The 13,059-nt window shown below is 73.0% G+C and carries 13 protein-coding genes; 7 read left to right on the forward strand and 6 right to left on the reverse strand.

What is annotated here, in order from left to right:
- Nucleotides 1-45: 45 nt before the first annotated feature.
- From serC to ACFWEG_RS13365, 3 genes are all read right to left on the reverse strand, one after another.
- Nucleotides 46-1,164 (reverse strand): phosphoserine transaminase, encoded by a 1,119-nt coding sequence (serC, locus tag ACFWEG_RS13355; RefSeq protein WP_387213425.1) that lies wholly within the window; start codon nucleotides 1,162-1,164, stop codon nucleotides 46-48.
- Between the two features lie 104 nt (nucleotides 1,165-1,268).
- Nucleotides 1,269-2,282, reverse strand: coding sequence for a WD40 repeat domain-containing protein (locus ACFWEG_RS13360; protein ID WP_387213428.1), 1,014 nt, complete (start codon nucleotides 2,280-2,282; stop codon nucleotides 1,269-1,271).
- A gap of 40 nt (nucleotides 2,283-2,322) precedes the next feature.
- The gene (locus tag ACFWEG_RS13365) at nucleotides 2,323-3,222 is read right to left on the reverse strand and encodes a dihydrodipicolinate synthase family protein (protein WP_387213431.1); all 900 of its coding nucleotides are present in this window, start codon (nucleotides 3,220-3,222) and stop codon (nucleotides 2,323-2,325) included.
- Between the two features lie 71 nt (nucleotides 3,223-3,293).
- Between ACFWEG_RS13365 and ACFWEG_RS13370 the strand changes: the two genes are divergently transcribed.
- The gene (locus ACFWEG_RS13370) at nucleotides 3,294-4,217 is read left to right on the forward strand and encodes a LysR family transcriptional regulator (protein ID WP_387213434.1); all 924 of its coding nucleotides are present in this window, start codon (nucleotides 3,294-3,296) and stop codon (nucleotides 4,215-4,217) included.
- Nucleotides 4,218-4,514: 297 nt separating this feature from the next.
- Nucleotides 4,515-5,210 carry a GDSL-type esterase/lipase family protein gene (locus tag ACFWEG_RS13375; RefSeq protein WP_387213437.1) on the forward strand — a complete coding sequence of 232 codons (696 nt, stop codon included), beginning with the start codon at nucleotides 4,515-4,517 and terminating at the stop codon, nucleotides 5,208-5,210.
- On the opposite strand, the gene ACFWEG_RS13380 is transcribed toward ACFWEG_RS13375, so the two are convergent.
- Nucleotides 5,192-5,740 carry a carboxymuconolactone decarboxylase family protein gene (locus tag ACFWEG_RS13380; protein WP_387213440.1) on the reverse strand — a complete coding sequence of 183 codons (549 nt, stop codon included), beginning with the start codon at nucleotides 5,738-5,740 and terminating at the stop codon, nucleotides 5,192-5,194. The two genes, ACFWEG_RS13375 and ACFWEG_RS13380, sit on opposite strands and share 19 nt — an antisense overlap.
- Before the next feature lie 19 nt (nucleotides 5,741-5,759).
- Between ACFWEG_RS13380 and ACFWEG_RS13385 the strand changes: the two genes are divergently transcribed.
- The 4 genes from ACFWEG_RS13385 (at nucleotide 5,760) to ACFWEG_RS13400 (ending at nucleotide 10,475) form a co-directional block, all read left to right on the forward strand.
- Complete coding sequence (locus ACFWEG_RS13385) at nucleotides 5,760-6,284, forward strand: MarR family winged helix-turn-helix transcriptional regulator (protein ID WP_387213443.1); 525 nt, start codon at nucleotides 5,760-5,762, stop codon at nucleotides 6,282-6,284.
- A 687-nt stretch (nucleotides 6,285-6,971) separates the two neighbouring features.
- A complete protein-coding gene (locus ACFWEG_RS13390) occupies nucleotides 6,972-8,609 on the forward strand; it encodes a recombinase family protein (RefSeq protein WP_387213446.1) in 1,638 nt (545 codons plus the stop codon).
- Between the two features lie 235 nt (nucleotides 8,610-8,844).
- Complete coding sequence (locus tag ACFWEG_RS13395) at nucleotides 8,845-9,840, forward strand: aldo/keto reductase (protein ID WP_387213449.1); 996 nt, start codon at nucleotides 8,845-8,847, stop codon at nucleotides 9,838-9,840.
- Nucleotides 9,841-9,941: 101 nt separating this feature from the next.
- Nucleotides 9,942-10,475: a DUF6584 family protein gene (locus ACFWEG_RS13400; RefSeq protein ID WP_387213452.1), complete on the forward strand. Its 534-nt coding sequence runs from the start codon at nucleotides 9,942-9,944 to the stop codon at nucleotides 10,473-10,475.
- 254 nt (nucleotides 10,476-10,729) lie between these two features.
- Here the strand turns inward: ACFWEG_RS13400 and ACFWEG_RS13405 are convergent, their stop codons facing one another.
- Together ACFWEG_RS13405 and ACFWEG_RS13410 are read right to left on the reverse strand one after the other, a co-directional pair.
- Entirely contained in the window at nucleotides 10,730-12,070 is a 1,341-nt protein-coding gene (locus ACFWEG_RS13405; RefSeq protein ID WP_387213455.1) for an MFS transporter, read from the reverse strand.
- 76 nt (nucleotides 12,071-12,146) lie between these two features.
- Nucleotides 12,147-12,599: a MarR family winged helix-turn-helix transcriptional regulator gene (locus tag ACFWEG_RS13410; RefSeq protein ID WP_387213458.1), complete on the reverse strand. Its 453-nt coding sequence runs from the start codon at nucleotides 12,597-12,599 to the stop codon at nucleotides 12,147-12,149.
- 146 nt (nucleotides 12,600-12,745) lie between these two features.
- Between ACFWEG_RS13410 and ACFWEG_RS13415 the strand changes: the two genes are divergently transcribed.
- Complete coding sequence (locus ACFWEG_RS13415) at nucleotides 12,746-12,928, forward strand: ribbon-helix-helix protein, CopG family (RefSeq protein WP_387213462.1); 183 nt, start codon at nucleotides 12,746-12,748, stop codon at nucleotides 12,926-12,928.
- Nucleotides 12,929-13,059 lie beyond the last annotated feature (131 nt).

The raw sequence follows: 13,059 nt of genomic DNA on the forward strand, positions 1-13,059 counted from the left end.
GCCCGGCGGAGGTCCGCCGGGCCCGTGCGTCGTGCGTTCGGACGGTCAGAGCTGCTCGATGACGTAGTCCACGCACCGCGTCAGCGCCTCGACATCCGCCGGGTCGATCGCCGGGAACATCGCGACCCGCAGCTGGTTGCGGCCCAGCTTGCGGTACGGCTCGGTGTCGACGATCCCGTTCGCGCGCAGCGCCTTCGCGACGGCCGCGGCGTCGACCTCGTCGGAGAAGTCGATCGTACCGATGACCTGCGAGCGCTCGGCCGGGTCGGTGACGAACGGCGTCGCGTGCTTGGAGGCGTCCGCCCAGCCGTACAGCGCGGCCGAGGAGGCGGCGGTGCGGCCGGTCGCCCAGGCGAGACCGCCCTGGCCGTTGATCCACTTCAGCTGCGAGTCGAGCAGGTGCAGGGTGGCGAGGGAGGGGGTGTTGTACGTCTGGTTCTTCAGCGAGTTGTCGATCGCCGTCGGCAGCGAGAAGAACTCCGGGACGTGCCGGCCGCCCGCGTGCACGCGGGCGGCGCGCTCCAGGGCGGCGGGCGAGAAGACGGCGATCCACAGGCCGCCGTCGGAGGCGAACGACTTCTGCGGGGCGAAGTAGTAGACGTCCGTCTCGCGGATGTCCACCGGCAGCCCGCCGGCGCCGGACGTCGCGTCGACGAGCACCAGCGCGCCCTCGTCCGCGCCCGCCACGCGCTTGATCGGCGCGGCGACGCCGGTCGACGTCTCGTTGTGGGTCAGGCCGTACACGTCGACGCCCGCCTCCGCCTTCGGCGCGGGGTGGGTGCCCGGGTCCGAGGAGATGACGGTCGGCTCGTCCAGCCACGGGGCGAGCTTGGCCGCCTTCGCGAACTTGGAGGAGAACTCGCCGAACGACAGGTGCTGCGACTTGCGCTCGATGAGCCCGTGGGTCGCCACGTCCCAGAACGCGGTGGAGCCGCCGTTGCCGAGGATGACCTCGTAGCCGTCGGGCAGGTCGAACAGCGCGCGCACGCCGTCGCGGACCGAGCCCACCAGGTTCTTCACCGGCGCCTGCCGGTGGGACGTCCCGAGCAGAGACGTGCCGGTCGCGGCGAGCGCGTCCAGCGCCTCCGTCCGTACCTTGGAGGGGCCCGCGCCGAAACGGCCGTCGGCGGGCTTGATGTCAGCGGGGATCTGGATATCAGCCACGGGGGCAGCGTAGTGGGTGCGCGGTCGGCCCCTCGCCCTCGGTCCGGGGGATGAGACGTGCCGTCCCGGCCGCAGGGAGCGTGCCGCCTGGCCGAACCCCGGGGTCACCGCCCCCTGCTCGGCCGCCCCTTGAGCACGCGCCGCAGCCCGAGGACCGCCGCCACCCCGATCCCGATCACCAGCAGCCCCGTCCCGGACACCGAGCCCCCGGCGTCGTCGCCCGCCGCGCCGCCCGCCCCGTCGCCCCCCGCGCCGGGGGACGAACTCGCCCTCGGGCGGGGCGACTCGGCCCGCTCCTCCCCGGAGAGCGGCACCCGCACCACCCCGCTGCCCGCACCCTCGCTGCCGTACATCAGCGCCGATCCGTCCGCGCTGTACGTGACGGACTCCCCCTGCCGCTGGAGCGGCACGTCGGCGGACCGCTCGCGGACCGGCCGCCCCTCGGCGGCGTCCCAGTCGTAGGTGCGCCCGCCGAAGTAACCGCGGACGGCGAGGCGTTTCCCGTCCGGGGAGAACGCCCCGTCGGTGGCCCACAGGTCGAGGTCCGCGACGCGGGTGAAGGTGTTGGTGACCCCGGCCCGCAGCTTCTGCGGGCCCGCGTAGAACCCGCCGCCCGCCTCGTTCTTGCTGACGATGTACGCGCGACCGGTCACGGGGTGGACGAGCAGCGACTCCGCGTCCCGCGGCCCGTCGGCGTACTTCACGTCGTACTGGGTCGCGGTGACGGTGATGTCGCCCTTCAGCTCGGCCGGCTCGGGGAACTCGTAGATCCAGACGTGGTCCCAGGACCCGTTCAGGTTGTCCCCGATGTCGCCGACGTAGACCCCGCCGGGCCCGACGGCGATCGCCTCCATGTCGCGGGGCGTGCCGACGCCGCGCAGGGTGACGGTGGCGACGGTCCTGCCCGTACGGGAGTCGACGGCGAAGACGCGCGGGGAGTCCTGGTCGTTGTGCGTCCAGTAGATCCCCGGGTGCTCGCGGGACGCGGCGAGGCCGGAGGACTCCACGATCCGCGGGTCGGTCATCGTGAAACCGCCGTCGTCGGCGCGGGCGTTCCCCACGGGGACGAGGAGCAGGGCCGAGGCCGCCACCGCGGCACACAGGGAGTACGAACGCATACGCCCAAGCCTCCCATCCCCCCGGCGGGCGGGTGACCGGTCACCCGTCGAGCGCCGCGAGCGCGCCCAGCGCCCGGGCCACCGGCTCCCTCCCGGCGGGCAGCAGCGGGAGCCGGACACCGGGGGCGGGGATGCGGCCCCGGGCGTGCAGCACGGCCTTGACGACGGTGGGGTTGGGCTCCGCGAAGAGCGCGGCCGACAGGACGGACAGCCGCCGCCCGAGCGCGGCGGCCCGGACACCGTCGCCCCCGCGCCAGGCGTCGGCCAGCTCGGCGAACCCGCGGGTGGCCAGATGGGCCGAGGCGAGGATGCCCCCCTCCGCGCCCAAGGCGAGCAGCGGCGACAGCAGCACGTCGTCGCCGGCGTAGACCGCGAAACCCGGCGGGCGGGTCGCCATCAGCTCGACGGTGGCGGCGGTGACGGCGCCGGCCGCGTACTTCACCCCGGCGACGTTCGGGATCGCGCCCAGCGCGCACAGCGTCCGGGCGCTCAGCTCCTGACCGGTGCGGTAGGGGACGTGGTAGACGAGGAGCGGTACCGGGCTCGCGGCGGCGAGTGCGGTGAAGTGCGCGACCACGCCGGCCTCGGACGGCCGGGTGAAGTACGGCACGAGCGAGAGTGCCGCCACCGCCTCCGGCACCTCCGTTAGGGCCGCCAGCGCCCGGCGGGCCGCCGCGGTGTCGTTGCCGCCGGCGCCCACCGTCAGGGGCGCGCCGCGATCACGGCACACCCGCGTGACGACGCCGAGGACCGCGGCCCGCTCCTCCCCGGTGAGCGTCGAGACCTCCGCCGTGGTGCCGAGCGCCACCAGCCCCGCGGCCCCCTCGTCCAGGCAGGTGTGGGCGAGCCGTTCGAGTGCGTCCAGGGCGACCTCCCCGCCGTCGGCGAAGGGGGTGACCAGCGGGACGTGGACGCCGGGCGGCAGTGCGCTGCTTCTCATGCGCCGATCCTGCGCCCGGCGAACGGCCGCGGTCCATGCGGAACTTCCGACGCTCGCCTTAAGGTGCTCCGATGCTCAACCCCCACCAGCTGCTCCTGCTGCGCGAACTCGCCCGCCGGGGCACCATCGCGGCCGTGGCCGAGGCCCTGTCGTACAGCCCCTCGTCGGTCTCCCAGCAGTTGTCGCTCCTGGAGCGCGGAACGGGGGTGGCGCTCCTGGAGCGCACCGGGCGGCGCGTCGTGCTGACCCCGGCCGGGGCGAACCTCGTCCGCCGGGCCGAGGTGATCCTCGAGCACCTGGAGGCGGCGGAGGCGGAACTGGCGCGGAGCAACGGCGTGGCCGGCCCGCTGCGGCTCGGCGTCTACCCGTCCGCGGCGCGCGTCCTCGGCGCCGACCTCGTCACCGCGCTGCGCGCCGCGCACCCGCGGATCACGCTGTGGCTGCAGGAGATCGACCCGTACGACGCCTCGCACGCGCTGCGCGCGGACCGGCTGGACGTGGCGCTCGTCCACGCCTACGACGGGTTGCTCCCGCCCGCGGCGCCGGGCGTCGAGAGCGAACCGGTCTTCACCGAACGGATGCTGCTGGCCTGCCCGGCGGACCCCGCGGCGCTCGGCTGGCGGCCGAGCGGGAGCGGCGACCCGGTGGGCCGGTGGCGGCACGCGCCGTGGATCCTGCCCACGCCGGGGACCCTCTGCCACACCGTGGTGACCCGGCTGTGCGAGGCGAGCGGCTTCACCGCCGACTCCTGGCACCGCGTCGACGACTACGACACCACCCTGCGGCTGGTCGCGGCCGGCGCCGGGGTCGCCGTGGTGCCCGAGCTGAGCGCCCACCCGCTGCCCCCCGGCGTCACCACCACCCCCCTCGCCCTGAACCGGCACACCGCGGTCGCCTACCGCGGCGGCGCGGCCCACCACCCCGCCGTCACGACCGTGGTCGAGGCGCTGGGGAGCGTGCTGCCGCGGCTCCCCGCACCGCACCCGCCCACCTGAGCCGTCCGGCCCGGCCGGCGCGCGCCCGTCCGCATTCCGCCGTCGGGACGCCGGGAGAGGCCCTGCCGCGACGCCGCACGGAGCCCCGATCCCGCGGGCGCGGCTGCCGCCCCGTCCCCGGACCGGCGGATCCCCGCCGTCCCGCCCCCAAGGGCGAGCCGTGCGGACTGACCGCGCCCGTACGCCGCGGACCCGCCCGCCGCGTGCGCGCCGGACCGCCGTCCCGCCCCCGCGCGGTGGTCGGGATCACGCCGCGCGGCCGGCCCCGTAGCGCCTCCGTTCGGCGAAAATGTGCGGATGTCCCACGCGTCCCACAGGCCCCCCGCGCCCCACCGCTACCTGCCGGTCGGCGACTCCATGACGGTCGGCCGCGCCGGCGACCACACCTGGCGCTACCGCCTGTGGCGGCACCTGAAGGCGACCGCGACGGCCCCGTTCGCGCTGGTCGGCCCGCGGACCGCGCTGTACGGGGGCGGGGAGCACGCGGACCCCGCCTTCCCCGAAGAGGCGCGCGGCCACCTGGCCGGGTGGGGCGAGGGCTGGCAGCACCTCGCGCCGCTGGTCGGCGACGCGGTGCGCGACCACCGCGCCGACACCCTGCTGGTCTCGCTCGGCCTCATAGACCTCGGCTTCTACACCGACGCCGCGCAGACGACCGTCAACGTCCACCGCTTCGTCGACGGCGCCCGCGCCGCGAACCCCCGCGTCCGGATGGTCCTGCTCCCCGTCCTGCCCAACATCCGCGCCGCGTCCGACGCCCCCTTCGCGGCCGAGGTCGCCCACTTCAACGAGCTCCTCGCCAAGACCGTCGCCTCCCTCACCACCCCCGCCTCCCCCCTCCTCCTCACCCCGCCCCCGCCCTGGTCCCTCCCCACCCACACCTACGACGGCACCCACCCCACCCCCGCCGGCGACCACCACCTCGCCGCCGCCTTCGCCAACACCCTCCACACCCACTGGCACACCTGCGCGCCCTACCCGGCGGGGTGCTGAACGTTCTCGGCGCGGACCAACCGGTTCGCGAGCGTGGACATCGTGTAGGCACCGATCCCGAGGACGACCTCCAGCGCGTTGCGCCGGGTGAACCCCTGCGCGAGGAAAGCCGTCAGCTCGTGGTCACCGACCCCGCCGGCCGTCGCGAGGACGCGCAGGGTGAAATCCCGTAGGGCCTCCAGTCGTTCGTCGCGGAGTCCCGTACCCGCACGCAGGGCGGCGACCGACTCCGCGTCCGCGCCCAGCCGGCGCAGCTTCGCGGTGTGGAGCTCGACGCACACGTGGCAGTCGTTGCGCGTCGCGACGGTCATCACGACCGTCTCCCGGGCGAGCGGATCGAGCGTCACGCCATCGAAGGCCGCGCTCAACCGCAGGAAGCCGGTGAGGAGTTCCGGCGACTCCGCCATCCGCGCCACCGCATCGGGCACCCCGCCCCATTGCTCCGCGACCCCCACCACGGCCGCTCGCGAACCGTGCGGCGCGGTGTACGCGGTGTGGGCCTCGAACCGGACCCGTCGTGTCGGCGGCATGCGTCCGCCCCCTCCTAGAATGGACAACATGGTTGACGGAAAAAAAGTAAACCAGGTTGTCGAATCACGATCCACCCCCGGCTACGAGTTGCCGCTGCTCCTCTTCGCCGGGTTCCGCTCCCTCATCGACCGGCTGCATGCCGAACTCGCCGCTCAGGGCCACCCCGACGCCCGCCCCGCGCACGGTTTCGCGCTCCAGGCCATCGCCGCGGGCGGCCCCGTTGGGACGACCGCCTCGGAGGTCGGTCGCCGCCTGGGCGTGAGCAAGCAGGCGGCGGGCAAGACCGTCGACCGGCTCGCCGAGCTCGGCTACTGCGCTCGCGCCGACGACCCCCGCGACGCCCGCCGCAAGTTGGTCCGCCTCACCGCCCGCGGGGGCGACGTCCTCGCTCGCTCGGCGGCGATCTTCGACGAGCTGCGCGCGGACTGGGCCCGCACCATCGGCGAGGAGGGCCTCGCCGCACTCGAATCCGCCCTGCGCGCCACCGTCCCGCCGGACACCTCACGCCGCCTCGACGCGGCCACCTGGCTGACCGGGATCTGACCCACGTGACACTGTGGCCGCCGCCCCGACCGCACCAGACGACGGCCGCACTCACGCACCCTCACCTGACCAGCCGGCGGAAGCTTCCGCCGACGGCCCGCCGTGGGGGCGGATTCCGCCCGTAGCCGAGAGGGCCTCGCCGCCCGGCTCCAGCGCGCGCAGGGCACCCGCCGGCTGGTTCGGGTGGGGAGGCCGACGATCGGGCCGGTGACGCCGAAGCGGGGTGACTCCGAAGCGGGCGAGGAGGCGCACCAGACCGACCTCGCCGGGGACGAACCATTCTTGTCGAGCAGGTCCTCGTAGGCCTGGAACCGTGTTGGCACGCCCGGGGCGGCGAGCGTCTCCACCGCCCGCACCACAAGACGGCGCTCGCCCTCGGCGTCCATGCAGTGGGAGTCGGCGGGGCGGCGGATGTTCAGCGCGGAGAGCTTGTCGTGGTGGGGCCAGGCCTCGCCGTCGGGGCCCGTGCCCCCGTACACCTCGGCGGTGGGGACGGTCTTGTCGCGGCGCCCGTCGCCCTTGCCGAACCAAGAGCCGATGATGCCCTCCGTGCAACCCCTGACCTCACCTCACCCGAACACCTTGGCATTTTCGAACGATTCACTTTGACGCCATACCCGCAGCGCTCTAGCGTCGATCAGCAAGCACTGCAGGGGATGGGGAGAGTAAGTGGCAAGAGTCCTGGGCGTGATCCGCCTGTCGAGGGTGTCGGACGAGACGACATCGCCAGAGCGCCAGCGCCGATCGGTTCAACGATGGGCCGATCAGGAAGGGCACGTCATCGTCGGTTGGGTCGAGGACATCGACGTGTCCGGCGGCGTCGAGCCGTGGAAACGTCCGGAGTTCGGTCAGTGGCTGCCTTCCACGATCGGCAAGGAGGTCAGCTCGATCGAGCACCGGATCGCCTTGAAGGAGTCCCGGGCCGACGAGTACGACATCATCTGCGCGCTGAAACTCGATCGCCTCTCACGGCGCGTGCTCCACGTGCACGCGCTTGTGGAGTGGTGCGAGAAGCACGGTAAGGAGGTCGCCACCGTCGAGGACGGGATCAACCTGAACACGCAGATGGGAAAGTTGCTGTTCAGCCTGATCGCCTCCTTCGCGGAAGGGGAGCTCGAAGCCAGCAAGGCCCGGGCGAAATCCTCCTACAACCACCTGGTCAAGGAGGGCCGCTGGCGCGGCGGTCGTATCCCGTACGGCTACCGGGCAGAGAAACAGGACACCGGCGACGGCTGGCGGCTGGTCCCGGACGACTACGGCACAGACACCGCAGGAACTCTGCGCGAGATCGTCCGTCGGCTCATTGAGGGCGAGTCGGCGAACAGCATCGCCCAGTGGCTCAACGAGGACCCGACCAGGACCCCGGTGTCACTCGATGCCCAGCTGATCAGGAACGGCAAGCCTCCGAAGGGCGGCCGATGGACCGCCGCGAACACAGCCAAGGTGGTGCGCTCCCTGAACGTTCTCGGCCAGATGGAGGTGACGGAGGCGGAGCAAGTCGTCGTCGACGGCAGGAAGACGAAGCGAACCCGCGTCGTCCGCGACGCGGAGGGCCGCCCGCTCCAGCGGGCGGAGCCGCTGATCACTCGGGAGGAGTGGGAGCTGGCGAACAAGAAGCTGGACGAGAACACCAGCAAGCGCAACGGCGAAAGGAAGGGTGGCTCTCCACTGCTCAGGGTCGCTTTCTGCACCTGCGGTGAGCCCGCGTACCTCGGCCCGGGGCGGAACTGGCCGTACTACCGCTGCGCCTCGCGAACCACGCACAAGGTATGTCCCACGGGCAGCAAGGGCATTGCGGCGCACGTCCTGGAACAAGCCGTCGAGGAAGTCTTCCTGCGCGCGGCCGGCGATGTCGAGATCGTGCGGAAGGTTTTCCGTCCGGGCCTGGACTTCACACGGGAGATCGAAGAGGTCAACCGCGCTCTGGCAGAACTCCGGGAGGACCGCGAAGCAGGTCTCTACTCCAGCGAGCCGGGGAAGCAGGAGTACCGGGAGGCATACAGGCGGTTGGACGCGCGGCGGGTGCAACTCGCGGCCCAGCCAACCCGCCCGGACACATGGGAAGAGATCTCGACTGGCGAGACCTACCGGGAACGCTGGGCGAAGCTGTCGACTCAGCACGAGAAGGGCAGAGAACTCCGGGCAGTCGGCGTCAAGGCGGTCGTACACACCGATCAGATCCCGCCCATGACCGCCGCGCAGGCCATGTCTCCGACAGGGCACGAGGGTATGTGGCAGGAAACGAAGGGCCGCGTACAGGTCCTCATCCCGATGGGCTTCACGCGCCGTGTGCGCGACGTGGCGGCGGTACACAGCGAAGGCTGACCGCTTTGCCGCCGAACGACAGGAGGGGCCCGCCCCTGGCCCTCCTTCGACCTGCGGCAGGACACCGCCTCCGAAGGGCTCGAGGGGCATCCGCACCCCCGAAGGTCGGCCGGTCGCTCGTCAACGACCGCATGCGGGCCGGACCGGAAACGGCCGAGGTCCAGGGGGCGCTGACGGGATGCTCGGCGGGTCGGCTCTTGCTTGGAGCGGACTCGAAGTAGTTGTCTTGTATCTCATGAAGTACACGCAGCTCGGACGCACCGGACTCAAGGTAAGCCGACTCGTCCTCGGCACGATGAACTTCGGCCCGCAGACAGACGAGCCGACAAGTCACGGCATCCTGGATGCCGCGCTCGACGCAGGTGTGAACTTCGTCGACACGGCCAATGTGTACGGCTGGGGCGAGAACAAGGGGCGGACCGAGGAGATCATCGGGACGTGGTTCGCGCAGGGCGGTGAGCGGCGGGACCGGACGGTCCTGGCCACGAAGATGTACGGGAACATGGGCGCCGACGGGCAGGCGTGGCCCAACCACGACAAGCTCTCCGCGCTGAACATCCGCCGCGCGGTGGACGCGTCGCTGAAGCGGCTGCAGACCGACCACATCGACCTGTACCAGTTCCACCACGTCGACCGGGACACCCCGTTCGAGGAGATCTGGCAGGCGATCGAGGCACTGGTCCAGCAGGGCAAGATCCTCTACGCCGGCTCGTCGAACTTCCCCGGCTACAAGATCGCGCAGGCGAACGAGACGGCCGCGCGGCACGGGCGGGTCGGGCTCGTCAGCGAGCAGTGCATCTACAACCTGGTCGAGCGCCGCGCCGAGATGGAGGTCGTCCCCGCGGCCCGCGAGTACGGCCTCGGCGTGATCCCGTGGTCGCCGCTGCACGGCGGGCTGCTCGGCGGGGCGCTGCGGAAGGAGCGCGAGGGGTCCACCGGCCGCTCCGCCTCCGGCCGTACGGCCGAGGCGCTCGCCGACCCGGCCCTGCGGTCGAAGGTCGAGGCCTACGAGGAGCTCGTCGCCAAGCACGGCCTCGAGCCCGGCGAGGTCGGCCTCGCCTGGCTCCTCGCCCAGCCCGGCGTCACCGGCCCCATCGTCGGCCCCCGCACCCGGGACCAGCTCGACTCCGCCCTCCGCGCGATCGACCTCGACCTGACCCCGGAGCTCCTGTCGTCCCTCGACGACATCTTCCCCGGCCCGGGCCCCTCCCCTGAGGCCTTCGCCTGGTAGGCGAACGGTCCGCCGCACGGCCACCGGCCCCCGTCCTCCCCGGGCGGGGGCCGTCGCATAATCCGTCGCGCGGACGCCCCGCGCTCCGTCACCCTGTGCGCATGCCGATCACCGAGACCCTGGGCCGTGTCGACGCCGACCTCGCGGCGGGGCGTGTTCCCGTGGCGCGGCAGCGGTTGCGGGGGCTGGTGGGGTCGTACCCGCGGGACCTGGAGCTGAGCGGCGTCTACCGGGCGTACGGGGAGCCGGCCGAGGCCGGGCGGTGGTCGTACCTGGCGGAGGACCGGGACCCGGACGAGACGCGTGCGTTCGAGGAGCGGTACGCGACGCCGCTGGAGCGGATGGCCGCGCTGGCCTGGCGGGGGCCGGCGGCGGAGGCCGGGACGGCGTTCGCCCGCGAGCAGCTGGCGGGGGTCGCGGAGGCGGCGGCGCGGCAGCTGGGGCGGGGTGTCGACTGGGCGACGGTGCGGGAGGCCCTGCGGGACTGGCGGGACGACGGGGCGCCGAGCCCCGAGGAGTCGCGCGACGACGGCGTCCTCGCCCGCGTCGGGTGCGCGCTCGCCGCGCTCGTCGCGCTGCTCGCCGCGGGGGTGTGGGTCGTCGGCCTCGTGGTCGTCGTCCGCCGCCTCCTCTGAGGCCGGGACCGCGGCCGGCTCAGGCGAGTCCGGAGACCACCACGACGACCAGCATCAGCACGAGCACACCGGCCATGATCCGGTTCCTGGTTTTGGGGTTCACGCCCACGAGGTTAGCCGCAGCCGCACGACGGCCCGGACCCGGCCGCCCGGTGGCGCACGGGGGCCCGCGCGCCCGGATCGCCGCGCGGCGGCGGGCCGGCCGGGGACCGCACCCGCCGCGCGGGCGACGTCCGCGGCGGACGCGCGGCGCCCTACGCCGCCGTCGCCAGCCGCTCCCGGGGCACGAACTCGACGTGGCGGTGGCCGCGGCGGAGGTCGACCTTGAGGCGCAGGTTGGCCGCGCGACCGAGGGCGAGCCCGACGCCGACCGCGGCCAGCGCGCAGACGAGGCCGCCGACGGCGAAGCTCAGGCGGACGCCGTACGCGTCGGTGAGCCAGCCGAAGAGGGGGCCGCCCAGCGGCGTGCCGCCGGTGAAGACCATCATGAAGAGCGCCATGACGCGTCCGCGCATCTCCGGGTCGGTGGCCATCTGGACGGACGAGTTCGCGGTGACGTTGACCGTCAGGCCGAGGATGCCGATCGGGATCAGCAGCGCGACGAACAGCCACAGCGTCGGTGCGAACGCCGCGGCGATCTGCAGCACGCCGAAGGCGAACGCCGCCGCCGCGAGGAACCGCAGCCGCGAGGAGCGCCGCCGCGCGGCGAGCAGCGCACCGGCCAGCGAGCCGACCGCCATCAGCGTGTTGAACATGCCGTACATGCCCGAGCCGCCGTGGAACGTGTCGTCGGCGAACGCGCTGAGCCAGATCGGGAAGTTGAACCCGAAGGTCCCGACGAACCCGACGAGGACGATCGGCCAGATCAGGTCGGGGTGCTGGGACACGTAGTCCAGGCCCTGGCGCAGCTGGCCCTTGCCGCGGGCCCGCGGGGGCGCCTTGTGCAGCTCGGCGGTCCGCATGAGCGACAGGCAGGCGAGCGGCGCGAAGAACGAGAGCCCGTTGGCGAGGAACGCCCAGCCGGGCCCGACCGCGGCCGTCATGACGCCGGCGACGGCCGGCCCGACGAGCCGCGCGGACTGGAAGTTCGCCGAGTTCAGTGAGACGGCGTTGCGGAGCTGGTCGGGGCCGACCATCTCCGGGACGAACGACTGCCGGGTCGGGTTGTCGACGACGGTGACGAGCCCGGTGAAGAAGGCCGCGGCGTAGACGTGCCAGACGACGACGTTGCCGGAGAGCGTCAGCGCGGCCAGGAACAGCCCGGACAGGCTCATCGCGCCCTGCGTGACGAACAGCAGCTTGCGCTTGGGGAAGCGGTCGGCGATGACGCCGCCGTACAGGCCGAACAGCAGCATCGGCAGGAACTGCATCGCGGTGGTGATGCCGACCGCGGCGGACGAGCCGGTCAGGGACAGGACCAGCCAGTCCTGGGTGATGCGGGCCATCCAGGTGCCGGTGTTCGACACGACGGCGCCGGTGGCGAAGAGCCGGTAGTTCCGGATCCTCAGCGAGCTGAACATCGAGCCCTTGCGGCTCGCGGTGGCGTTGGGGGTGTGTGCGGGGGCGGAGGATTCTGCTCCGGGTCCCGTACTCAACAGGGTTCCCTCCCATGACGCGGGCGGACGGCCGCGGGCGGGGCGGTCGTCCGCGGACGGACGTCTCTCGGATGCTCTACAGGTGCGCGAGTTTCTCCAGGACGGGGGCGGCGGCGCGCAGCTTCTCCCACTCGTCCTCGTCGAGGCCCTGCGCCAGCTCGGCCAGCCAGGCGTTCCGACGGCGGCGGCTCTCCTCGAGCATCGCCTCGGCGGTCTCCGTCTGGCTGACCACCTTCTGGCGGCGGTCCTCCGGGTGCGGTTCGAGTCTGACGAGGCCCTTGGCCTCCAGCAGGGCGACGATCCTCGTCATCGACGGCGGCTGCACGTGCTCCTTGCGCGCCAGCTCCCCCGGGGTCGCCGAGCCGCAGCGGAACAGCGTCCCGAGCACCGACATCTCGGTCGGGCTCAGGGACTCGTCCACGCGCTGGTGCTTCAGACGGCGGCTCAGCCGCATGACCGCCGAGCGCAGGGCGTTCACGGCGGCGGTGTCCTCGGCGCGGTGGTCGGCACCGCGGGGGAGATCAGACATGCTCGTTAGCATAACTCATTACCTTCGCTAATGAACACCATCCGAGTGTCCGCTGAGGCGTGTGGTGAAACACAGATCACCCGTTCGGGTTAACCCCGCTCGCATTCCCGCCCGCGGTGATACAGGTGCCCCCGACCCTTGGGGGCATGGGGACCGATGTGCTCAGCCTGCGGATAGACGGCGACCTGCTCGACCGTGTGCGGGAGCGGGCCGCGAGACGTGGCATGAGCGTCCAGGACTACGTCGTCCGGACGCTCGTCCGCGACGACTTCGACGACCGCTTCGCCGCGGCGGTCGAGAAGACCGAGAAGTTCTACGGCGCGGCGTAGCCCTCACGCGGGCGGCGACGGGCCCCCTCGACGGCCCGCGGCACCGTCGACCGCGGGACGGTTCTCGCGCCGGCAGTAGCGGTGCGCACGAACGCGGTGGTCCCGTGCGGGGTAGTGGGGGGCACAGGCCG

The sequence above is a fragment of the Streptomyces sp. NPDC060194 genome, assembly GCF_042728285.1.
GTDB lineage: Bacteria > Actinomycetota > Actinomycetes > Streptomycetales > Streptomycetaceae > Streptomyces.

Coding starts and splice junctions, on each gene's coding strand:
- ACFWEG_RS13365 (WP_387213431.1), bottom strand. CDS start 3,222: ATGAGAAGCAGCGCACTGCCGCCCGGCGTCCACGTCCCGCTGGTCACC.
- ACFWEG_RS13395 (WP_387213449.1), top strand. CDS start 8,845: ATGAAGTACACGCAGCTCGGACGCACCGGACTCAAGGTAAGCCGACTC.
- ACFWEG_RS13370 (WP_387213434.1), top strand. CDS start 3,294: ATGCTCAACCCCCACCAGCTGCTCCTGCTGCGCGAACTCGCCCGCCGG.
- ACFWEG_RS13360 (WP_387213428.1), bottom strand. CDS start 2,282: ATGCGTTCGTACTCCCTGTGTGCCGCGGTGGCGGCCTCGGCCCTGCTC.
- ACFWEG_RS13385 (WP_387213443.1), top strand. CDS start 5,760: ATGGACAACATGGTTGACGGAAAAAAAGTAAACCAGGTTGTCGAATCA.
- ACFWEG_RS13375 (WP_387213437.1), top strand. CDS start 4,515: ATGTCCCACGCGTCCCACAGGCCCCCCGCGCCCCACCGCTACCTGCCG.
- ACFWEG_RS13415 (WP_387213462.1), top strand. CDS start 12,746: ATGGGGACCGATGTGCTCAGCCTGCGGATAGACGGCGACCTGCTCGAC.
- ACFWEG_RS13380 (WP_387213440.1), bottom strand. CDS start 5,740: ATGCCGCCGACACGACGGGTCCGGTTCGAGGCCCACACCGCGTACACC.
- ACFWEG_RS13410 (WP_387213458.1), bottom strand. CDS start 12,599: ATGTCTGATCTCCCCCGCGGTGCCGACCACCGCGCCGAGGACACCGCC.
- ACFWEG_RS13400 (WP_387213452.1), top strand. CDS start 9,942: ATGCCGATCACCGAGACCCTGGGCCGTGTCGACGCCGACCTCGCGGCG.